The 20928-nt window shown below is 69.4% G+C and carries 16 protein-coding genes; 9 read left to right on the plus strand and 7 right to left on the minus strand.

Annotated features, from left to right (window positions below; genetic code table 11):
• Positions 1–6 precede the first annotated feature (6 nt).
• A complete protein-coding gene (secA, locus tag AB0E56_RS13665; protein ID WP_359799731.1) occupies positions 7–2808 on the minus strand; it encodes a preprotein translocase subunit SecA in 2802 nt (933 codons plus the stop codon).
• Between the two features lie 200 nt (positions 2809–3008).
• Here secA and AB0E56_RS13670 point away from each other — a divergent pair, with 200 nt between their 5' ends.
• The 4 genes from AB0E56_RS13670 (at position 3009) to AB0E56_RS13685 (ending at position 8584) form a co-directional block, all read left to right on the plus strand.
• Entirely contained in the window at positions 3009–3629 is a 621-nt protein-coding gene (locus tag AB0E56_RS13670) for a PadR family transcriptional regulator (protein WP_359799734.1), read from the plus strand.
• Positions 3626–4351, plus strand: a complete 726-nt coding sequence (locus tag AB0E56_RS13675) for an ABC transporter ATP-binding protein (RefSeq protein ID WP_220174107.1) — start codon at positions 3626–3628, stop codon at positions 4349–4351. Before AB0E56_RS13670 ends, AB0E56_RS13675 begins: the two co-directional genes overlap by 4 nt.
• Positions 4348–7185: an FtsX-like permease family protein gene (locus AB0E56_RS13680; protein WP_359799737.1), complete on the plus strand. Its 2838-nt coding sequence runs from the start codon at positions 4348–4350 to the stop codon at positions 7183–7185. Before AB0E56_RS13675 ends, AB0E56_RS13680 begins: the two co-directional genes overlap by 4 nt.
• Positions 7186–7261: 76 nt before the next feature.
• Complete coding sequence (locus AB0E56_RS13685) at positions 7262–8584, plus strand: hypothetical protein (protein WP_359799739.1); 1323 nt, start codon at positions 7262–7264, stop codon at positions 8582–8584.
• A gap of 71 nt (positions 8585–8655) precedes the next feature.
• Here the strand turns inward: AB0E56_RS13685 and raiA are convergent, their stop codons facing one another.
• The 5 genes from raiA to mtrA form a co-directional block, all read right to left on the minus strand.
• Positions 8656–9312: a ribosome-associated translation inhibitor RaiA gene (raiA, locus tag AB0E56_RS13690; protein WP_359799741.1), complete on the minus strand. Its 657-nt coding sequence runs from the start codon at positions 9310–9312 to the stop codon at positions 8656–8658.
• A 135-nt stretch (positions 9313–9447) separates the two neighbouring features.
• Positions 9448–9933: a phosphoribosyltransferase family protein gene (locus tag AB0E56_RS13695; protein ID WP_359799743.1), complete on the minus strand. Its 486-nt coding sequence runs from the start codon at positions 9931–9933 to the stop codon at positions 9448–9450.
• A 250-nt stretch (positions 9934–10183) separates the two neighbouring features.
• Positions 10184–11908, minus strand: a complete 1725-nt coding sequence (locus tag AB0E56_RS13700; protein WP_359799745.1) for an LpqB family beta-propeller domain-containing protein — start codon at positions 11906–11908, stop codon at positions 10184–10186.
• On the minus strand, positions 11905–13587 hold the full coding sequence (gene mtrB / locus AB0E56_RS13705; RefSeq protein WP_359799747.1) for an MtrAB system histidine kinase MtrB: 1683 nt from the start codon (positions 13585–13587) through the stop codon (positions 11905–11907). Before mtrB ends, AB0E56_RS13700 begins: the two co-directional genes overlap by 4 nt.
• A gap of 7 nt (positions 13588–13594) precedes the next feature.
• Positions 13595–14275 carry an MtrAB system response regulator MtrA gene (gene mtrA / locus AB0E56_RS13710; RefSeq protein WP_183152382.1) on the minus strand — a complete coding sequence of 227 codons (681 nt, stop codon included), beginning with the start codon at positions 14273–14275 and terminating at the stop codon, positions 13595–13597.
• A 96-nt stretch (positions 14276–14371) separates the two neighbouring features.
• On the opposite strand from mtrA, the gene AB0E56_RS13715 reads away from it, so the two are divergent.
• The 5 genes from AB0E56_RS13715 (at position 14372) to AB0E56_RS13735 (ending at position 19866) form a co-directional block, all read left to right on the plus strand.
• Entirely contained in the window at positions 14372–15709 is a 1338-nt protein-coding gene (locus tag AB0E56_RS13715) for a hypothetical protein (RefSeq protein ID WP_359799750.1), read from the plus strand.
• Positions 15706–16347: a DUF4129 domain-containing protein gene (locus AB0E56_RS13720; RefSeq protein WP_359799752.1), complete on the plus strand. Its 642-nt coding sequence runs from the start codon at positions 15706–15708 to the stop codon at positions 16345–16347. Before AB0E56_RS13715 ends, AB0E56_RS13720 begins: the two co-directional genes overlap by 4 nt.
• Positions 16344–17537, plus strand: coding sequence for a DUF4350 domain-containing protein (locus AB0E56_RS13725; protein WP_359799754.1), 1194 nt, complete (start codon positions 16344–16346; stop codon positions 17535–17537). Before AB0E56_RS13720 ends, AB0E56_RS13725 begins: the two co-directional genes overlap by 4 nt.
• A 97-nt stretch (positions 17538–17634) precedes the next feature.
• On the plus strand, positions 17635–18558 hold the full coding sequence (locus AB0E56_RS13730) for a MoxR family ATPase (protein WP_359800065.1): 924 nt from the start codon (positions 17635–17637) through the stop codon (positions 18556–18558).
• A complete protein-coding gene (locus tag AB0E56_RS13735; protein ID WP_359799756.1) occupies positions 18559–19866 on the plus strand; it encodes a DUF58 domain-containing protein in 1308 nt (435 codons plus the stop codon).
• A 55-nt stretch (positions 19867–19921) separates the two neighbouring features.
• Here the strand turns inward: AB0E56_RS13735 and AB0E56_RS13740 are convergent, their stop codons facing one another.
• Positions 19922–20914, minus strand: coding sequence for a stage II sporulation protein M (locus AB0E56_RS13740; RefSeq protein ID WP_359800067.1), 993 nt, complete (start codon positions 20912–20914; stop codon positions 19922–19924).
• Between the last annotated feature and the right edge of the window lie 14 nt (positions 20915–20928).

The raw sequence follows: 20928 nt of genomic DNA on the forward strand, positions 1-20928 counted from the left end.
CGAGCACTACTTCTTCTTCTTGCCCTGAGCGCGTCGCTGTTCGCGGTTGCCTGCGGCCGGCGGCTCCGCCTCCGTACGCTGGCCGAATGCTCCGCGCGGAGCCTCCTCGGCCTCCGGCTGCGGTGCCTGAGCACGCGCCGCAGCCTGACGCACCCGATCGGTCGCCGCCTGCTGCACCTGTCCGCGATCGTTCCGCACCTCGACCTCGCCCGCATCGTTCGCTGCGGAATATTCGAGACGCTGCTCGCCGCCGCCCGTGGAGAGCCCCTTCGCTTCGACCTCGGCGGTCTCCGAGTCTCCGGCGCGACGCACCTCGACCTCCAGGTTGTAGAGGTAGCCGACCGACTCCTCCTTGATCTGGCCCATCATCGACTGGAACATCGCGTAGCCTTCACGCTGATACTCGATCAGCGGGTCGCGCTGCGCCATCGCCCGCAGGCCGATGCCGTCCTTCAGGTAGTCCATCTCGTAGAGGTGGTCGCGCCAGCGGCGGTCGAGGACCTGCAGCACCACGCGTCGCTCCAGCTCACGCGTCGCCGCCTCGCCGAGGGACGCCTCGCGGGTCTCGTAGGCGATCTTGGCGTCGGAGAGGAGCTCGCGAGTGAGTCCGTCGGCGGTGATGCCGCCCTTGCGGCCCGCAGCCTCGGAGACGACCTCGTCGATCGTGACGCCGACCGGGTAGAGGGTCTTGAGCTCGGTCCAGAGGGCGTCGAAGTCCCAGCTCTCGTTGTGGCCCTCGCCGGTGTGGTCGCGGACCACGCTGCTGATCGCGTCTTCGATGAAGTGCTGCACCCGGTCGGCGATGTCGTCGCCCTGCAGGATCTGCCGGCGGTCGGCGTAGATCGCCTCGCGCTGGCGGTTCAGGACGTCGTCGTACTTGAGCACGTTCTTGCGCATCTCGGCGTTGCGCGCCTCGACCTGCGATTGCGCGCTGCGGATGGCGCGCGACACGAGTCCCGATTCGATCGGCACGTCATCCGGGAAGTTCGTGCGGGACAGGATCGCCTCGGCTGCGCCCGACTGGAACAGGCGCATCAGGTCATCGGTGAGGCTCAGGTAGAAGCGGCTCTCACCGGGGTCTCCCTGTCGGCCGGAGCGTCCGCGGAGCTGGTTGTCGATGCGACGAGACTCGTGTCGCTCCGTTCCGAGCACATAGAGCCCGCCGGCCTCGATGACCTTCTCGGCCTCTTCGGCGACGACGGCCTTCATGGCCTCGTAGGTCTCGTCCCAGGCGACCTCGTACTCCTCAGGCGTCTCGACGGGGTCGAGCCCCTTGCCCTTGAGCTCCTGCACGGCGAGGAACTCGGCGTTCCCACCGAGCATGATGTCGGTGCCGCGGCCGGCCATGTTCGTGGCGACGGTGACGGCGCCAAGGCGGCCGGCGCGGGCGACGATCTCGGCCTCTCGGGCATGGTTCTTCGCGTTGAGGACCTCGTGCTTGACGCCCTTCTTCGCGAGCAGACGAGACAGGTACTCGCTCTTCTCGACGCTCACGGTTCCGACCAGCACCGGCTGACCACCCGCGTGACGTTCGGCGATGTCCTCCACGACCTGTGCGAACTTCGCCGTCTCGTTCTTGTAGACGAGGTCGGCCTGATCCTTGCGGATCATCGGCTTGTTGGTCGGGATGGGGATGACACCGAGCTTGTACGTCGACATGAACTCTGCCGCCTCGGTCTCGGCGGTACCGGTCATGCCGGCGAGCTTGTCGTAGAGGCGGAAGTAGTTCTGCAGCGTGACGGTGGCGAGGGTCTGATTCTCGGCCTTGACCGGTACGCCCTCCTTCGCCTCGATGGCCTGGTGGATGCCCTCGTTGTAGCGGCGTCCGACCAGGATGCGACCGGTGTGCTCGTCGACGATCATGACCTCGTCGTTCATCACGACGTAGTCGGTGTCCTTCTTGAAAAGAGCGAGCGCCTTGATCGAGTTGTTGAGGAACGAGATGAGCGGGGTGTTCGCGGACTCGTAGAGGTTGTCGATGCCGAGGTAGTCCTCGACCTTCTCGATACCGGGCTCGAGCACGCCGACCGTGCGCTTCTTCTCGTCGACCTCGTAGTCCTCACCGACCTCGAGGGTGCGGGCGATCTTCGCGAACTCGGCGAACCAGCGGTTGGCCTCGCCCGAAGAAGGGCCGGAGATGATGAGCGGGGTGCGCGCCTCGTCGATGAGGATCGAGTCGACCTCGTCGACGATCGCGAAGAAGTGCTCACGCTGGACGAGGTCCTCCTTGCGCCACGCCATGTTGTCGCGCAGGTAGTCGAAGCCGAACTCGTTGTTCGTGCCGTAGGTGATGTCGGCGGCGTACTGCTCGCGACGGACTGCGGGAGTCTGGCCAGAGACGATGATGCCCGTGGTCATGCCGAGTGCGCGGAACACGCGACCCATCAGTTCCGCCTGGTAGCTCGCGAGGAAGTCGTTGACCGTGATGACGTGCACGCCCTTGCCGGCGATCGCGTTCAGATAGGCGGGCAGCGTGGCGACGAGGGTCTTGCCCTCACCGGTCTTCATCTCGGCGATGTTGCCGAGGTGCAGGGCAGCGCCGCCCATGATCTGCACGTCGTACGCGCGCATACCCAGCGTGCGCTTGGCCGCCTCGCGCACGGCCGCGAACGCCTCGGGCATGAGCTGATCGAGCGTCTCGCCCTTCTCGAAGCGGGCACGCAGCTCGGTGGTCTCGTTGCGCAGCTCGTCGTCGGTGAGCTTGGAGATGTCCTCTTCCAGCGCTCCCACTGCCTTGACGACCTGATTCAGGCGGCGGATGACCCGCCCCTCGCCAGCACGCAGCAGCTTCTCAAGAGGATTGGCCACGGATGTCATCTCCCTGTCAGTGGGTAAATCGCCGGTCGTCGGTGAGCCCGACGCCAGGCATGCTTTGCCATGTTACCGGGCTGTGACCTGCACGTCGCCTGCAAAGGCCGCCCCCGGGTCATCCGCGTGGCGCGGCTGACGAATACCGAGTATGCATATACTCGGTATTGCATTCCGGACGAGTCACCAGGAGATCACGCATGTCGGTACGCCAGAGCCTTCTCGCCATCCTCGATCAGGGGCCCTGCTACGGCTATCAGCTGCGACACGAGTTCGACCGCCGCACAGGATCGACCTGGCCCCTCAACGTCGGACAGATCTACAACACGCTCGAACGGCTCGAGCGCGACGGGCTCGTCCAGCGCGGCGATGCCGACGAGCAGGGCCACATCTACTGGCAGATCACCGAGGACGGTTCGGCCGAAGTCGCACAATGGCTCTCCTCCCCCGTGGTGCGCACCCAAGCGACCCGAGACGAGCTGGCGATCAAGCTCGCGGTCGCCGCGACACTGCCCGGCGTCGACGTCACGGCGGTCATCCAGGCGCAGCGCACCGCGTCACTCCGCCAGCTGCAGGCTCTGCAACGTGCCAAGTACGCGGGGGGCGATGCGGACGGGCCCGAAGAACTCTCCTGGGCACTCGTGGTCGACTCGATGATCTTCGCCGCAGAGGCGGAGGTGCGCTGGCTCGACCACACGGAACAACGGCTCGCGCTGCATCCACGCCATGCGATGACACTCGAGCTCGCGACCGAGCGCCCCAAGCGAGGTCGTCCGGCCAAAGCCGGAGCCGCACTCGCGGATGCCGAGCCGACGCCGTGAGCGACGAGACGGTCCTGAGCCTCGTCGGCGTGACGCAGCAGTACGGTCACGGCGCGACCGCGGTCTCCGCACTCTCGGGCGTCGACCTGGAGGTTCGACGCGGTGAGCTCGTCGCAGTCATGGGTGCGTCCGGCTCCGGCAAGTCGACACTGCTCGCGATCGCCGGTGGTCTCGCCAGACCCACAACGGGCGAGGTCGTTATCGAGGGCGCATTCCTCAGCGAGCAGAGCGCGGCGGATGTCGCCCGCCTGCGTCGGAGGTCGCTCGGGTTCGTCTTCCAGGACTTCAACCTCATCCCCACGCTCACCGCCATCGAGAACGTGACGCTCCCGTTGGAACTCGACGGCTTCCGTCGGCGTGTCGCGCGCCGTGCAGGCAAGGACGCCCTCGAGTCCGTCGGGCTGGCCGACAAGCTCGACTCCTACCCGGACGACCTCTCGGGAGGTCAGCAGCAGCGCGTCGCGATCGCCCGCGCGGTGGTCGGCGGGCGACGGCTCATCCTCGCGGACGAACCGACCGGCGCACTCGACTCCGTCACCGGCGAACTCGTGCTCCGGATGCTCCGCGGGCGTGTGGATGCGGGCGCCGCGGGCATCCTCGTCACGCACGAGGCCCGCCATGCGGCCTTCGCCGACCGGATCGTGTTCCTCCGCGACGGCAGGATCGTCGACGAGACCCGACGCGATGACGCCGAGGTGCTGCTGAGCGGAACGGGCCGATGACCTCGACCGTCGAGCGGCCGGAGACCCGGACGTCCGGACGTCTCTCCGCAGCAGGTCGGCGCCCGGGGGCGGGGACCCGCTGGCGCGTCGCCGCCCGGCTGGCGCGCCGTCAGCTGCGCCGCACACTCCTGTCCAGCGCGCTCATCGGCGTGCTCGTCATGCTCCCGATCGCGGCCATGACGGCCTACGCGGTCATCGGAGGGAGCATGGTCGGCACGGCTCAGGAGCGCGTGACCGCAGAGCTGGGGCAGACGGAGGCATGGATCTCGGTGGCAGGCGTGCCGGGGAGCGGCTTCTGGCAGTCACCGACCGATCCCACGTGGCTCGGTTATCCCGAGAACTCGAGCACCGCCCCGGAGGGCACACCAATCGCCGACCCGATCGCCTTGCTCCCCTCCGGCACCGAGACGATCCCCGTCGTCGAGGACGACGTGCGCGTGGAGACGCCGGATGGCGTGACCAGCATGCCGGCGTGGGGCGGTGCAACGTGGGATGAGCGCTTCGAGGGACGATACGCCCTCGTCGACGGAACCACCCCGAGCAACGACCGCGAGATCATGACCACCCCGGCCGCACTCGAACGACTCGGAGTCGCGATCGGCGGCGAGGTGGTCCTCACCGACAGCGACCGGCCCTACACCGTCGTCGGAACGCTCGACTCCGCCGTCCTCACCGATGCGACCCCCGCGCTGTTCCTCCCGGCGAGCGCGGGGCTCGAGGGCGACGCCCGCTGGTACCTCCCCGATCTGCCGCTCAGCTGGCCCGAGGTCGAGAAGCTGAACGAAGACGGAGTCGTCGCGTACGCCCGATCGGTGATCCTGGATCCACCCGACATCGCCGACGACTCGAGGCGCGGGTGGTCCGGAGCCGACGACGGCGCACTGTGGACGATGCTCATCGTGCTCGTCGCCGGGGGGCTCTTCGCGGCCTACGTCGTGGTGATGCTCGCGGGCGCCGCCTTCGCCGTCGCCGCGCGTCGACAGCAGCGATCCCTCGCCGTCGCCGCGAGCGTCGGCGCCTCGGCCTCCGACCTCCGCCGCGTCATCCTCCTCCAGGGAACCGCGCTCGGACTCGTCTCAGGGGTCATCGGACTCGCTCTCGGCATCGGCGCCGCCGCCGTCACGATGACGCTGCTCGCCGACGGATCGGCGACGCAGTTCTGGGGCTTCCACATCCCCTGGCTGATACTCGCCGGGATCCTCGCGTTCTCCGTGCTCGTCGGCACCGTTTCCGCCGCCTTCCCGGCGCGGACGGTGGCGCGCTCCGACACGCTCAGCGCCCTCCGCGGCGCACGTCGCCCGCAGTCACCCCGTGCGTCGAGACCCATCTGGGGGTCGATCCTGCTGCTGGTCGGCGTCGCTCTCACGATCGGCAGCGCTTTCGCCGTCCTGGCGATCGTGGTCACCGATCTCCCCTGGGACTCCCCCCTGCGGACCGTCCCGCCGCTCGGGATCGTGGTCGGGCCGGTCCTCGTGCAGATCGGCATCCTCCTCTCGGGACGCTGGCTGTTGTGGGTCACCGCCACGGCCCTGTCGCGACTCAGCCTCGCGGCTCGCATTTCCGCGCGCGACGCCGCCGCGAACGCGTCCCGCACCGTTCCCGCCTTCGCCGCGATCGCCGCGACCGTGTTCATCGCCGTCTTCGCGATCGGTCAGACCTCCATGCAGAACGCGTGGACCGCTCGGGACTGGGCGTATCAGGCGCCCGTGGGAACACTCGCCATCAGCATTCACGAGACCGGAACCGGCGCTCCCCTCGATGCTCCGACGGCGGACGAGGCTGCAGAGGCGGGCATCGAGCTCGCGGAAGACGTGGGGGCATCCGGCATCGCTGCCGTCTCCCATCAGCCGGAGGTCTGGTCGTACGCCAGCGCCGGCGACGTCCCCGCTGATGAGACCAGAGTCATCGCGGTGATGCCGGAGCGCCATCTTCTCGACCCGGTCGACCAGGACTCGTTCTCCGGCGGGCAGAACCGGGCGAATCCGATCGCCGTGATCGCCGCGGACGAGGTCGAGGATGCGCTCGGGATCACCATGACCTCTGCCCAGCGCGCCGCGTACCGGAGCGGTGCCGCCGTCGTCACCGACGCGGACTACGTCACCGACGGCACGATCGACGTCGGCGCGTGGACGGGAAGGGAGGCCTACGAGGGCGAGATGCCCGACAACATCTGGACCAGGTGGGAAGAGGGTCCCCCGCGCAGCGATCCGATCTGGGAGAAGAAGGTCGACGCCATCCAACTCGACCTCTCCCACCAGGCCATCGCGGTGGCGATCGCCCCGGAGACTGCGACAGAGCTCGACATGGAGGTCCGCCCGTTCCTGGTGATCGCGTCGTTCGACGCCCCTGTCCCCGTGGAGGTGCGGGACCGCGTGCAGGAGCAGGCGGACGCGTCGAACGCGGACGCGTGGGTGCTCGCCCCGTACTTCGAGGATGGTCCGCCGGATGACTCGCTGTGGATGATCCCGATCCTGACGGCCGTGGGTGTGCTCGTCCTGGGGGCGAGCGGTGTCGCACTGAGCCTCGCCCGATTCGAACGCCGGCCCGATGACGCGACACTCTCCGCCGTGGGTGGCACAGACGGGCTCCGTCGCCGGATCGGGTTCTGGCAGGGGCTCATCATCGCCGGGTTCGGCACGATCGCGGGTGCTGCGGCTGGCGTTCTCCCGCCGATCGGATTCGCCATCCAATCGCGCGACGTTCTGCTGATCTCCGATGTCCCCTGGCTCGTGCTCGCTCTGCTCGCCGTCGCACTGCCCCTCGCGATCGCAGTAGTCAGCTGGCTCGTCCCGCCGAGGAAGGCGGAGCTGACACGACGGACAGCCATCGCATGACGCGCCCTGAGCGAACACCGCCCACCTGAAGCGGATGCTCAGCCAGCTCCGGCGCGCGGGAAACTAGGATCGGTTCATGGCTGGATTTTGGGGCAGACGCAAACGCGAACAGGAAGAACTCGCCGCACAGGACGCCGATCTGGCGCGCCGCGCGGAGCAGGCCCTGGTCGGGGCGGACGAGCGGATCCGCACGACCTCGGATGAGCTCGCGTTCGCAGAGGCCGAGCTCGGCGAGTCGCTGACCGCTGATCTGCGCAAGGCGCTGATCGCCGTGCGCACCCACCTGCGCGAAGCGTTCCAACTGCACCAGCTGAACCACGACGAGATCCCCGACACGCCTGAGGAGTTGCGCACTCGCAATGCGCGCATCCTGCAGCTGTGCGATTGGGCCCAGGACCTCCTCGACGAGAAGACCTCGGTGCTCGCGGAGTCGGTGGCGAAGGTACGACGGGCGCCGGAGATCATCGCGCAGGTGCGCGCCGAGGCTGCCGCCCTCGGCACCCGCATCCCGCAGACCAACGAGACCGTCGCACGTCTCTCCGCCCGCTACTCCGATTCTGCGATGCACCAGATCACCGCGAGCGCAGCCGAGGCGGAGCAGCTCATCCGCTTCGCGACACACAGCGCCGATGTCTCCGAGCGCCGCCGGGCGGCGAAGCAGAACGAAGAGGCGAACGTCGCGCTCGAGACCGCGACCGAGGCGACCCGGCGCGCATCGGCCCTGCTCGACGCGGTCGAGGACTTCGAGATCGAAGCACTGCGGGCAGAATCGACCCTCGCAGAAGTCGTCGCCGACTCCCGGGGTGACCTCATCGCGGCTCGCAACGCACCGGCGGTCCCCGCCGTGGCCGAGGCGGTCACCGCACTCCAGGCGGCCCTGGCGGCGTTGACACCGTCCGGTCAGCCCAACGACCCCTTCACCGAGCTCTCTCAGCTGCGCGAAGCCAACTCCGCTCTGGACGACGCGATCGCGAAAGCACGTCATCGCGCCGAGAATCCGCTCCCGAGCGTCGCGCAGGTGCAACATGCGATCGACGACGCCGACCGGCAACTCGGCGTGGCACGAGGCCTCATCGCGGGGCATCGTGGATGGATCGGCGCCGACGCCCGCACACGACTCGCCGAAGCCGAGCGCCTGCGGGTCGACCTCTCCGATCTCCTCCCCGCGGAGGAGACGCGCGAGGCCGCGCTGGCACAGGCGCGGCGCGTGGCTCATCTCGCGTCCGAGGCGCTGCAGCTCGCGCAGCGCGACATCGATTCCTCCCGTCCGCAGGACCAGGACTGGGGCGGCGGTGGTTGGGGCGGCGGACCGCGACGCGGTGGTGGCGGCGGGGACCTCGCTTCCGGCATCCTGGGGGGTCTCGTGATCGGCAGCATCCTCGACGGCATCTTCGACTGACGGCGTCACCGCGGCGCAGACACCGGAACGGCCCGGTCCCTCCGAGGGACCGGGCCGTTCTGCGATGCGGCTCAGGACGCGAGGGCCGCGGACGGCGGAGCCTGCGTGCTCAGGGCGATCACACCGTAGTCCCACCCCTTGCGGCGGTACACGACACTCGGGTGGTCGGTGCGGACGTCGACGAAGAGGAAGAAGTCATGACCGACCAGCTCCATTCGATCGACGGCCTCCTCGACGGTCATCCATTCGGCGTCGAAGCTCTTGGTGCGGATGACGACAGGAGAATAGGTCTCCTCCTCGGACTGCTGCACGGGAACGCTGCCCGTCGCGACCGCATGGAGCACATCGGCGGATGCGGGCTGGACGTCGATGCCCTCCAGGGCGCCGCTGCCCTTCTCGAAGTGGGCGCCGCGGGGGTGCTGTCGGCCGTCGACTCGCTTCTCCTTCGCGCGACGCAGTTGCTCGGACATCTTGTCGACGGCGAGATCGAGAGCCACGAACTTGTCGCCGTCGGTCGCCTCCGCGCGGACGACGGGCCCCTTCCCGATCAGCGTCAGCTCGACGGTCTCATCGGGGATGCGGCCATTGCGATACACACGATGAGTGACTTTCACGTCCAGTCGCTGCGCGCGAGACGCGAGCATCTGGACCTTGGCGATCTTCTCTTCGACAACGGTTCGGAAGCGATCGGTGATACCCACTCCGACGCCAACGATGCTTGTTTCCATTGCTGCCTCCTTGTCCCGGTCCTCCCGGCCAAGGGCGGACCGTGGTCGCCTTGTGTCCCCCCACCGTAGTCCGCCCACCGACGGATGTCACGGGGTCGCACCCCTGTGTCGCCGGTGCGTTCTCGATGAGGTTCCTCAGAATCCGGCGCGCCGCGGCGTGGCGGCGAGCGCGACCGCGGCGGTCACGCGGAAGCCCGCGACATCGAGGGCGCGGGCCGCTTCGTCGAGCGTCGCCCCGGTGGTGACGACGTCGTCGACGATCACCGCCGCGGCGCCGTCGCCCCGCCGCCGCGCTCGCATGGTATCCCGCACATTCGCCGCCCGGGCGCTGGCCCCCAGCCCTCGCTGATCGACGCTCGCGGTCACGACGGAGAGCACCCGCTGCGGGCTGAGCCCCGCCCGATGGATCAGCAGCTCGGGTACGCGGTAGCCGCGCCGACGAAAGGCCGCGCGCGCCGTGGGCACCGGGACGACCCAGGTCGCGGGGGTTGCCACGGGGGCGAGCACGGTCGCGAGAGCAGACCCCAGCGGACGCGCGAGGACCGTGGCTCCCTCGCCCTTGAGCCGACGGATGCAGCGCGCGGCGACCCCCTCGAAAGCGAAGGCGGCCAGGACCGGCATCCCTCCGGGCGTCACGCCCTGGTGCGGTCGCGGCGCCAGCTCCCGTCGACACCGGTCGCACACGATGCTTCCCGGCACATCGCACCCGGCACACGTGGCCGCCGACAGGAAGGCCGCGACTTCCGCACCGAGACAAAGGATCCGGGACTCTGTTCGCACTCCCCGATTCTGTCGGCGAACAGCGTGCCGTGACGCACGATCCCCGTCCGCGACGACACTCCGCGGGCTCTCCCCCGTCGTGGAGGAGGAGTCACTCCCCCGCGCGCGTGCCCAGGACGGAGATCCCGGAAGCGACCTCGCGCCAGGCGGACCCTGCGTGGGCGAAGAGCTGCCCGCTCGCCCCCAGGATCCGAACGCCCGCCGACGTGCGCGCACCGGCCACCGAGACCGCATCGCTCGGTGCTGCCTCGGCAGACCCGGGTCCGCCCACCATCTGGGTGAGGAGCCGCGGGCTGGTCGGACCGATGAGGACCCCGAGTCGATCCGGCCCCAACCACACGAGGCTGGTCGCCGGTTCGGTCAACTGGGTCACCTGCTTGGCGTCTCCGAGCTCGATCGGGGCCCCCGCCGAATCGCGGATCACGGCGGCGACGACGACCCAACGCTGCTTGCCGACGGCCACGACCGCGGCCACTCGTGCCCCGTCTGCCGACACCCGCAGATCGGAGACCGCGGAGGCCGTCGGCCATGCGTTCGCCACGGCGAGCGGTGCGACATCGGGGTCGCTTCCCGAGGCCTGCACAGCGGAGGGCTCTCCTTCGGGAACGGACCAGGTGTATCCCCACGGATCGAGGGACGGCTCGATGAGGCCCGGTCGTGCGTCCACCTCGTCGCGACGGTCGTCGTGAACCGTATAGACGTGACCGTCGCCCAACTGGACGGCCGCGCGGGAGTCGTCTGCGGCGACGTCGATCGAGACGATCGGTTCCTCGATGGCGTCGATCTGCGCACTGATGTCAGCGACCGGCACGATCTCATCGCCCACTATCCGCCCGAAGTCCCCGTCCTGCAGCACCAGACTGCCGATCTCCGCGGTGGGCTCGACGACGTCTGCGACGGCGGCGTCGAGGGAGCGCCCGTCCACCGTGAACTGCACACGGGTGACGGCGACACCCGCGGCCTTGAGCGTCGCCTGCAGCTGGGTGCGCATGCGGGAGAGCGTCGTCTCATCGAGATCGGCCGCCGGTCGGGTGAGGGCGACCTCGGCGACCTGCCCCACGACGGGGACCGCATCCTGCGCGAGCTGGACATCGGCGGGGAAGGCGTTCTGCACCGCCGGCTCGAGCCACTCGCTGGGGGCTCCGCCGATCAGAGCCTGCGTCACGGTGGTCGCGGGGCTCAACCGCCGCGGGAACCACCTCATGTCGGGCACGAGCCGTGACCAGGCGAGATCGAAGTACTGCAGCGGGTACCCCTGGAAGACGGTAGCGAACCGCGGGGCGTCGATCACGACCCCGTCGAGTGCCTCCGTGATACGCCACTCACCGTCCTCCATGCGCTCGAGTGCGAACGGCATGGTGGACGCACCGAGTGCATCGGAGTACGCACCCGATTCGTCGACGCTCGCGACCAGATCGAGCAGCACCTGCACTTCCGCCGAGTCCGCGTCCTCCACCTCTTCGACGGGAACGGTGGAGGAGATGGTGCGCGTATCCGTGCCGAGATCGATCGACACTCCGGCCGCGGGGCGCCAGGTGCGCTGCAACGCCGGAGCCAGGAACTCGCGGGCCGTCGCCCAGTTGTCCGAGGTCGTGATCCCCGCCTCGAGGAACCCCTCGACGATCTCCTCGGGGCCGGCGCCCTCGATGGGACCCGATGCCACGGGGAGGAAGTCCAGGTCCTGCGTCGACTCGCCGAGTTCGAGGCCGACCGACACCCCGCCGGTCGTCGGCAGACCGGCGCACGCGGGAAGCAGGAGCGCGGCGAGCGCGAGACCGGCCGCGCGCAGCACCTTCTTCGATGTCGCCCGCCTCATGACCGGTCCCTCTCGTCGAACAGATCGGAACGGCTCTCGGCCAGCGAGATGGGCTGCGTCGCGTCCCCGAGTTCGGCAAGCGGCTCCTGCGGCTCCACGGGAATCGGACTCGGTCCGTCCAGGGTGCCTTCGTGGCGGGGAATCGTGAGCACGAAGTTCGTGCCGACACCGAGCTCCGACCACACCGCAAGCGTTCCGCCGTGCAGGGTGGCGTCCCCGAGCGCGATGGACAGCCCGAGGCCGGTCCCTCCGATCGTGCGCTGCCGTGAGGGATCCGCCCGCCAGAACCGGTCGAACACGCGCTCCGCGTCGCCCGGCTCCATGCCGAGCCCGAAGTCCCGGACTCCGGCGGCCACCGCATGCTGATTGCTGTCGACCGTGATCACGATCGGGCGGCCCTCACCGTGCTCGATGGCGTTGCCGATCAGGTTGCGCAGCACCCGACGGACGCGCCGGGGATCCATGTCCACCGGAGAGTAGCCACCGGGGGCGACGAGTCGCAGTTCGCTTCCCCGCCCCTCCGCGAGCGGCATCATCTGTTCGATGATGTCCTCCGCCAGGTGAGCGAGGCTCGTGGCCTCCAGCTCGAGCTGCACCGATCCCGCATCGTAGCGACTGATCTCGAGCAGGTCGGAAAGCAGCGTCTCGAATCGCTGCACCTGGGCGTGCAGCAGTTCCGCGGCGCGCGCGGTCGTCGGATCGAACTCCTCGCGCTGATCGTTCAGCATGTCCGCGGCGAGCCGGATGGTGGTCAACGGGGTGCGGAGTTCGTGCGAGACGTCGGACACGAAGCGCTGCTGCACCATCGAGAGCTCGCCGAGCTCCTTGATCTGCGCCTCGATGCTGTCGGCCATCGCGTTGAACGAGCGCCCGAGGATCGCCAGCTCGTCCTCGCCATGCACCTCGAGCCGCACGCCGAGATCTCCCGCCGCGAGCCGTGCGCTCGTCTCCGCCGCCTGGACGATCGGCGTCGAGACCGCGCGCAGCACGATCCAGGAGATGGCGGCGACGATCGCCACCAGCCCGATGCCGGCGATCCAGAGCGTGCGCTGCACGAACACGAGCGTCTGATCGGCATCGGCGAGGTCGTAGGCGAAGTAGATCTCGAAGGCCCCGGCCTCCGGCACCTGCAGCTGTTGGCCCACCACGATCCCCGGCACCACCCCGCCGTCGGCCACCGGCAGTGCCACCGACTGCCAGGCCTGACGATCGTCGAGCTCGACCACCCGCCGCTGCAGCTCAGGACTGAGCAGCTCCTCGCTCAACCCCGCCTCGAAGCCGTTCAGACGCACGCCGTCCGCCCCGGTGTCGATCTTGTATCCCGCCAGCTGGTCGGTGCTCGAGGTGCGGGCGAGCGTGTCCCGGATGCTGTCCCAGAGAGTCGACAGCGCCGCAGGGTCATCACCGACCTCCGCGATGTCGAGGATGCGCTGCGCCTGGTCGACGGCCCGCCTGGCATCCTCCAGCGCGACGTTCTTGCGCGAGATGAAGAGGTCGTTCTGGATCACGAGAGCCATCGTCACGCACGTGATGAAGATCGCCAGCGAGGTCGCCAGCAGAGTGATCGACAGGGTCCGGAAGCGGAGCGAGCGCCGCCACAGCATGCCGAGCATGGTCGGCCAGCTCCGCCAGTCGCGCAGGACAGCGACCGTGGAGGTGGTCGCAGTCGTCGCGGCCATCGTGCTCCTAGCCGACGCTCCCGGCCCGATAGCCCACGCCACGCACCGTCATCACGATCTTCGGGTTGTCCGGGTCGAGTTCGACCTTGGCACGGAGTCGCTGCACGTGCACGTTCACCAGCCTGGTGTCGGCCTTGTAGTGATAGCCCCACACCTGCTCGAGCAGCATCTCGCGGGAGAACACCTGCTGCGGCTTCGACGCGAGCGCCACCAGGAGCTGGAACTCCAGCGGCGTGAGCGCGATCGGCGCCGTGCCTCGTCGCACCTCGTGCGCATCGACGTCGACCGTGAGATCGCCGACCCGCAACTGTTCGCTGGTCGTCTGCGGGGCAGGACGAAGACGGGTGCGGATGCGCGCGACGAGCTCCTTCGGGTTGAAGGGCTTGACCATGTAGTCGTCCGCGCCCACCTCGAGTCCTCGGACCACGTCGGCGGTGTCGCTGCGGGCAGTGAGCATGATGATGGGGACACCCGATTCGGCGCGGATGCGCGTGCAGATCTCGATGCCGTCCATCCCGGGGAGCATGAGATCGAGCAGAACCAGGTCTGGTCGCTGCGCGCGCCATTCATCGACAGCTCGCGCACCGTCAGCGCAGAATACCGGCTCGAAACCCTCGGTGCGCAGCACGATCCCGATCATCTCGGCGAGCGCTGTGTCGTCGTCGACCACGAGAATGCGTGAGGTCATAACAGTTACCTTATGGCACCGAGTCCCGCCGACCCCAGGTCTGCGCACCACGCGTGGGATATGACACGATGGGAGCGCACGATGGAGGGAGTGCCTGTGAGTGGCCAGACGTGGACGCCCGCCCCGAAGAAGGGGATCATCCCTCTTCATCCGCTGACGTTCGGGATGCTGCTGGGAAAGGCCTTCGCGGCGCTCCGCCACAACCCGAAGGTGCTCTTCGGCTTCGCGGTCGCCATCCAGCTGGTCGTCGTGATCGCCACCGCCGGTGTGATGGGGGTCGTGCTGTTCACGACGTTCTCGCGCCTGGAGACGGTCTCCCCGTCGTCCCCCGACTTCGAGGCGGTGCTCGCCGGGACCATCGGGATCAACATCATCGCCGGGGTCGCCGTCGGGCTCGCCTCGATCGCGTTCACCGCCATGATGCAGGGCGTCGTCGCGGCAGAGATCGGCTACGCGGCGGTCGGCGTGAAGGCCACCCTGCGGATGCTGTGGCGGAGGATGGCACCGTCGTTCTGGCGCCTTGCCGGATTCGCCTCGTTGTCGGTCGTCGCGCTCTTCGGCATCTTCGCGATCGTCGCCGCCGTGATCGCCGCGTTCGTCGCCGGTGGTCTGGGCGGCAGCGTCGAACTCATCGGTGTCGTCGTGCTCGTCGTGATCCTCATCGCATTGGCCGCGGTGCCGCTGAGCGTGTGGCTCACGACCAAGCTGCTGCTGGTGCCCTCGATCCTCGTGCTCGAGCGCGCCCGCTTCCGCGAGGCGTTCGTCCGCTCGTGGCGCCTCACCCGCGGGCGGTTCTGGGTCGCCTTCGGAGTGACCTTCCTGATCAGTCTCATCATGGGTGTCGCCATGCAGGTCGTGAGCCTGCCCGTGACCTTGCTCAGCAGCCTTCTCGGCTCCGTCGTCGCACCGACGGGCGCGGAGGAGCCGACCGCCGCGATCGGCTTCGTGCTCACCCTGCTCGCACCGCAGATCCTGCTCCTGGTGATCCAGGCGATCGCGCTGGTGGTGCAGAGCACCGGATCGGCGCTCGTCTACCTGGACTGCCGGATGCGTTACGAGGGACTGGATCAGACGCTCATCGCTTTCGTGGAGCGCCGCGACCTCGGATGGACAGCGGAGCAGCTCGGCGATCCCTTCCGCGTCGACCCGACACGAGCGGTCTCCTCCGCGCCCCCGCCCAGTCAGGTGCCCGAGCATGTGATGATGACCCAGGGATACGCCCAGGGCGCTTATGGGGCGCAACCTCCGGTGGCGCAGGGGTACCCCGCACAGAGCCACCCGGCGCAACCGTGGCCAGGACAGCCCTCTGCAGTCCAGGGCACGGCGCCCACGGCCTTCCCTCCGCCTCCCCCGCCCGCACCCTCAGCAGCATCGTCGAACCCCGCGCCGGCGGAAAGCGCGTGGGCCGCTCCCGGCGGCGACGACCCGGCATGATCCTGCGGTTCGACGACCTGTTCGTCCCTGACGGGGACGAGGCACGACGCTGGGCGCAGGACGAACTCGCCAACCCGCGGTACGCCGACGCCACACCGACCTGGTTCGATCTCGTTGCCCGTGACGTCGGCCGGTTCCTCGCCGATCTGTTCAGTTCGCAGAACGGCGCGAACGTGGGTCCGTGGGCGCTCATCGTCGTGAGCGTCATCATCGTGGTGGCGCTGATCGCCGCTCTGCTCATCTGGGGCAGGCCTCGGAGCTCGCGAGCGGTCCGCCGCGCACGTGCGGACCTTCTGGGTGCGAGCGACGACCGCACGGCCGCCCAGCTTCGCTCTGAGGCCGAGCGCAGTGCGCGCGACGGCGACTGGAACATGGCCACCGTCCTCCGCTACCGTGCGCTCGCTCGTGGTCTGCTCGAACGCGACCTGATCGCCCCGGCGCCCGGAGCGACCGCGCAGGCCATCGCCCGTGAGGCGAGCACCGTCTTCGCCGATGAGGCCGACGCGATGCGGCGCGCGGCCGTCCTGTTCGACGACGTCCGATATCTCGGGCATCCGGCCACGGCGCAGAGCTACCGAGATCTCGCGGACACCGACGACCGACTCCGCACCCGTCGGCCCGAGGCGGTCCCGGCGTGAGGACGACGGAGACCGCTCAGAGCCCGTCCGCTCCCTCGACCGCGGAGCGCAGGCCCCGCCGGGCGAAGACTATCCTCGGCTGGTCGATCGTGGTGATCCTCGTGCTCATCGTCTCGTTCGTCGCCCTCCGCGTCGCCGCGAACCCTCCCGGCGCACGAGGTGCCCTCGACCCCGAGGGCCGCGACGACGCCGGTGCCCTCGCCCTCGCGGAGATCCTGCGGGATCAGGGTGTCGATGTCGAGGTGCACCGCTCCAGGGCCGACGCACGCGACGCGATCGACGGCGACACCACGCTCGTGATGGCGAATCCGTACACGCTGACCGATGAGGCCCTCGAAGAGTTGATGGAGCCCGCCGACCGCGTGGTCTTCCTGTCGACGAGCACCCACCTGCTGAGCACACTCGGGATCGGCGAGAGCGCTCCTGGCACGCTGCCCGCCGTCGCCGCCGACTGCAGCGTGCCCGAGTTCGCGAAGGTTGGGACGATCCGCGCCGACCGGCTGTTCTCCGCGGAACCCGAGGTGAAGGCCTGCTTCGGCGACGACGGAGGCTCGGCCGTGCTCGTCGACGACCGTTCCACCACCCGCCACGTCGTCGTGGAGGGCGCGAGACTCTTCGGCAACGCCTCTCTCGCCGAAGACGGGAACGCCGCCCTCGCCCTCGCGCTGCTCGGGCAGACCGATCGCGTCGTCTGGTACGTCCCGAGCTTCGCCGACTCCGACATCGAGGGCGAGTCCATCGACACGCTCGGGAGCCTCACGCCGCCCTGGGTCACCCCCGCCATCCTCCTGCTGATGCTGGCCGGAATCGCCGCTGCCGTCTGGCGCGGCCAGCGCTTCGGTCCGCTGGTCGCCGAGACGCTACCGGTGACCGTGCGCGCATCCGAGACGATGCACGGACGCGCACGCCTCACGGCCAAGGCCGCCGATGCAGCGCATGCCGCCGACGCACTCCGGGACGGCGCGCGGCGACGCCTGGCTCGCCGGCTCGGGCTCGCCGTCCACTCGGGCGCGGACGAGGTCGCCGACGCCGCGTCCGACCGGCTCCGGATCCCTCGTGGCACGCTGCAGGCGCTTCTCACCGGTCCGCTCCCCACCGACGACGCCGCGCTGATCGACCTGGCTCGGCGACTCGACGAGCTCGAGGCGGCCGTCGAGGCGAGCGCCCGTACGACCAGGGGCGACGAATGACCCGTACCGCACACCCGTCCACCCATTCCAGAGAAGCCGAGGGAACCCCGTGATCTCCGAGAATCAGACCGCCGACGACGCCGCGCTCCGTCAGGCCATGCACCGCGTGCGCACCGAGGTCGACAAGGCGGTGGTCGGTCAGGCCGGAACCGTCACCGGTCTCCTCGTGTCTCTCCTCGCCCGTGGACATGTTCTCCTGGAAGGGGTGCCGGGGGTGGCGAAGACCCTGGTGGTCCGCTCGTTCGCACGCGCGCTCGGCCTCGACACCAAGCGTGTCCAGTTCACGCCCGACCTGATGCCCGGCGACGTCACCGGCTCGCTCGTGTACGACGCCCGCACGGGCGAATTCGACTTCCGGGCAGGGCCGGTGTTCACCCACATCCTCCTCGCGGACGAGATCAACCGCACGCCGCCGAAGACCCAGGCGGCGCTGCTCGAGGCGATGGAGGAGCGTCAGGTGTCGGCGGACGGCGTCAGTCGCGCCCTGCCGGACCCGTTCCTCGTCGCCGCGACGCAGAACCCGATCGAGCATGAGGGCACGTACTCGCTCCCCGAAGCGCAGCTCGACCGCTTCCTGATGAAGCTCGTGGTCGGCATGCCAGAGCGTGATGCCGAGGTCGCGGTGCTCCGCCGGCACGCCGAGGGCTTCTCCCCCCGTGAGTTGACCGGTGTCGAGGCCGTGGTGTCGGCGGAGGAGATCCGCGCGGCGCAGCAAGCCTCCGCCGCCGTCGAGGTGACCGACGATGTACTCGGATACGTCGTCGACCTGGCGAGGGCGACGCGCCAGTCGCCATCGGTCGAGCTCGGCGCAAGCCCCCGCGCCTCGACCGGGCTCCTCGCGGCCGCGAAAGCCTGGGCCTGGCTCAACGCCTCATCGGCGGTCACTCCGGACCATGTGCAGACCATGCTGGTTCCGGTGTGGCGCCATCGTCTCCAACTGCGCCCGGACGCACAGATGGAAGGCGTCTCCGCCGATGCGGTCCTCACGTCCGTGGTCCAGCAGACGAGGGTTCCGATCTAGGTGTTCGTCACCGGCCGTCTCGCCGTCGCTCTCGCCGTCGGAATCGTCCCGCTCGTCCTCGCCGGGCTCGCGGGATATCCGGCGTACCCCGTGCTGGGAGCGTGGGTCGGCCTGTGCGCTGTGCTGGTGGCGATCGACCTCGTTCTCGCCGCCAGCCCTCGCACGGTGACCGTGAGCCGCCGGGTACCGAAGCGCGCGCGCCTCGGCGAGCCGGTCCCCGTGAGCGTCGCCGTCCACAACCACGGACCCAGGGTGCTCCACGCGGTGCTCCGGGACGCCTGGCAGCCGACGGCGGGAGCGCCCGCCGAGCGACAGCAGCTGCGCGTGGAGTCCGGCGAGCGCGGCCGCGTGGAGATACCGCTTCTCCCCCGCCGCCGCGGCGAACTCGTCAGCGATTTCGTGATGATCCGCTCACGGGGGCCTCTCGGCATCGCCGGTCGTCAGGCCACGCACTCCGTCCGCGGGACGATCCGGGTGCTCCCAGCGTTCTCCTCGCGCAAACACCTGCCGTCGCGTCTCGCCCGGCTGCGGGAACTCGACGGCAACACCAGCATCCAGGTGCGCGGCCAGGGGACCGAGTTCGACTCCCTCCGCGAGTACGTGCGCGGCGACGACGTGCGCTCGATCGACTGGCGTGCCACGGCGCGCGCGGGCACGACGATGCTGCGGACATGGCGGCCGGAGCGCGACCGGCACGTGGTCATCATCATCGACACCGGGCGCACTGCGGCGGCACGTGTCGGAGACGGGACCCGCGTCGATGCGTCGCTCGAGGCCGCTCTCCTGCTCGCCGCACTCGCTTCCCGTGCCGGAGACCACGTGCACCTGCTGATGTACGACCGCGTGGTGCGCGGTCGGGTGACCGGCGTCGACGGCGCGGCGCTCCTGCCGGCGATGAGCGACGCCATGGCACCGGTGCACGCCCGCCTGGTCGACACGGATTGGCCGGGCGCGTTCGCGGCGGTGCGCACCCTGACGACGCGGCCCTCGCTGATCGTGGTGCTCACGGCACAGGACGCGGCCGAGTCGGCCAGGGGTTTCCTCGGAGCGTTCCCCGACGCCTCCCGTGCGACCACGGTGCTGGTGGGCTCTGTCACGGACGGCGGCATCGCCGCCATCGCCCGCCGACGCGATTCCCGCGAAGACGTGTATCTCGCCGCAGCCGCGGAGCGGACTCTGCGCGATGCGGAGAACGTCGCCGAAGCGGTCCTGCGCGCCGGAGGCGAGGCGATATCGGCCGATCCTGATGACCTCCCGCCACGCATCGCCGACCGCTACCTCGAACTCAAGGCCGCCGGACGCCTCTGAGCGGGTCGCGACTGCACCTGACTGCACCTGCCCAGCGGGCGGCTGACGAAGAGGCTCAGCCCGCGACGAGACGCGGGGTGCCCGCCTCGTACTCGACCAGGTCGCCGGTCTCGCCCTGTCGATGGGCTCGGCCTCCGACGACGAGCATGTAGATGAGGAACACGGCGAGCGCCGCCGCGCCGATGCCGATCTTCACCGGCCACGGCAGAGCCCAGCCGGTGACGAAACCCTCCACGAGGCCAGCGAGGAGCAGAGCGAACACCAACCCGATCGCGACCGTGGCGAGCGCCCTTCCCTGCTCCGCGAGCGCCTCTCCACGCGAACGGCGGCCGGGAGCCACCCAGGCCCAGAACACGTGCAGTCCCGCGGCCGCGGCGACGAAGATGCAGGTCATCTCCAACATTCCGTGCGGCAGGATGTACAGCACCATGACGTCTGCCTTGTCATGGGCCGCCATCACCGCGCCGGCGGTGCCGATCCCCATGGCGTTCTGCACGAGCATGTACACCGGCCAGATGCCGGTCACGCCGAAGAGCACGCACTGCATCGCGATCCACGCGTTGTTGGTCCAGACCATGCCCATGAACGTCGCTGCGGGGTTCTCGGTGTAATACCCGGTGAAGCTCTCGTCCGCGTACTGCTCGAGCGCGGCGGGCGGGCCGAGAGTCGCCACGAGTGCCAGGTCGCTCGCGATCCAGGCTGCGGTGCCGACGGCGACCGCGATGAAGGCGACCGCGATGACCAGGGTCGTCCACCGCAGGCGGTAGAGCGCGGCGGGCAGCTGCAGCCGGAAGAACCGCGCGGTCTGGGTCAGGATGCTGTCGGACGCTCCGGTCAGGCGCAGTCTGGCGCGCACCAGGATCGTCGAGAGGTACGCCCCCTGCGGGGTGTCGCCCACCGACGTCTTCAGCTCCGCGAGGTCGGCCGAGGCTGCGCGATAACGCACGATCAGCTCGTCGACTCCTGCACCGTCGAGGCGCGCACGGCTGAGCTCCTCGAGCCGCTCCCATTCGGTGCGGCGTGCATCGGTCAGCGCATCGGCATCCACCTGATTTACTGTAC

It is taken from the genome of Microbacterium sp. NPDC028030, from assembly GCF_040637855.1.
GTDB lineage: Bacteria > Actinomycetota > Actinomycetes > Actinomycetales > Microbacteriaceae > Microbacterium.

What these genes read in the sequence shown, in the direction of transcription:
- AB0E56_RS13670 (WP_359799734.1), top strand. Translation starts at nt 3,009, where the DNA reads ATGTCGGTACGCCAGAGCCTTCTCGCCATCCTCGATCAGGGGCCCTGC.
- AB0E56_RS13680 (WP_359799737.1), top strand. Translation starts at nt 4,348, where the DNA reads ATGACCTCGACCGTCGAGCGGCCGGAGACCCGGACGTCCGGACGTCTC.
- AB0E56_RS13685 (WP_359799739.1), top strand. Translation starts at nt 7,262, where the DNA reads ATGGCTGGATTTTGGGGCAGACGCAAACGCGAACAGGAAGAACTCGCC.
- raiA (WP_359799741.1), bottom strand. Translation starts at nt 9,312, where the DNA reads ATGGAAACAAGCATCGTTGGCGTCGGAGTGGGTATCACCGATCGCTTC.
- AB0E56_RS13695 (WP_359799743.1), bottom strand. Translation starts at nt 9,933, where the DNA reads ATGCCGGTCCTGGCCGCCTTCGCTTTCGAGGGGGTCGCCGCGCGCTGC.
- AB0E56_RS13700 (WP_359799745.1), bottom strand. Translation starts at nt 11,908, where the DNA reads ATGAGGCGGGCGACATCGAAGAAGGTGCTGCGCGCGGCCGGTCTCGCG.
- mtrB (WP_359799747.1), bottom strand. Translation starts at nt 13,587, where the DNA reads ATGGCCGCGACGACTGCGACCACCTCCACGGTCGCTGTCCTGCGCGAC.
- mtrA (WP_183152382.1), bottom strand. Translation starts at nt 14,275, where the DNA reads ATGACCTCACGCATTCTCGTGGTCGACGACGACACAGCGCTCGCCGAG.
- AB0E56_RS13720 (WP_359799752.1), top strand. Translation starts at nt 15,706, where the DNA reads ATGATCCTGCGGTTCGACGACCTGTTCGTCCCTGACGGGGACGAGGCA.
- AB0E56_RS13730 (WP_359800065.1), top strand. Translation starts at nt 17,635, where the DNA reads ATGCACCGCGTGCGCACCGAGGTCGACAAGGCGGTGGTCGGTCAGGCC.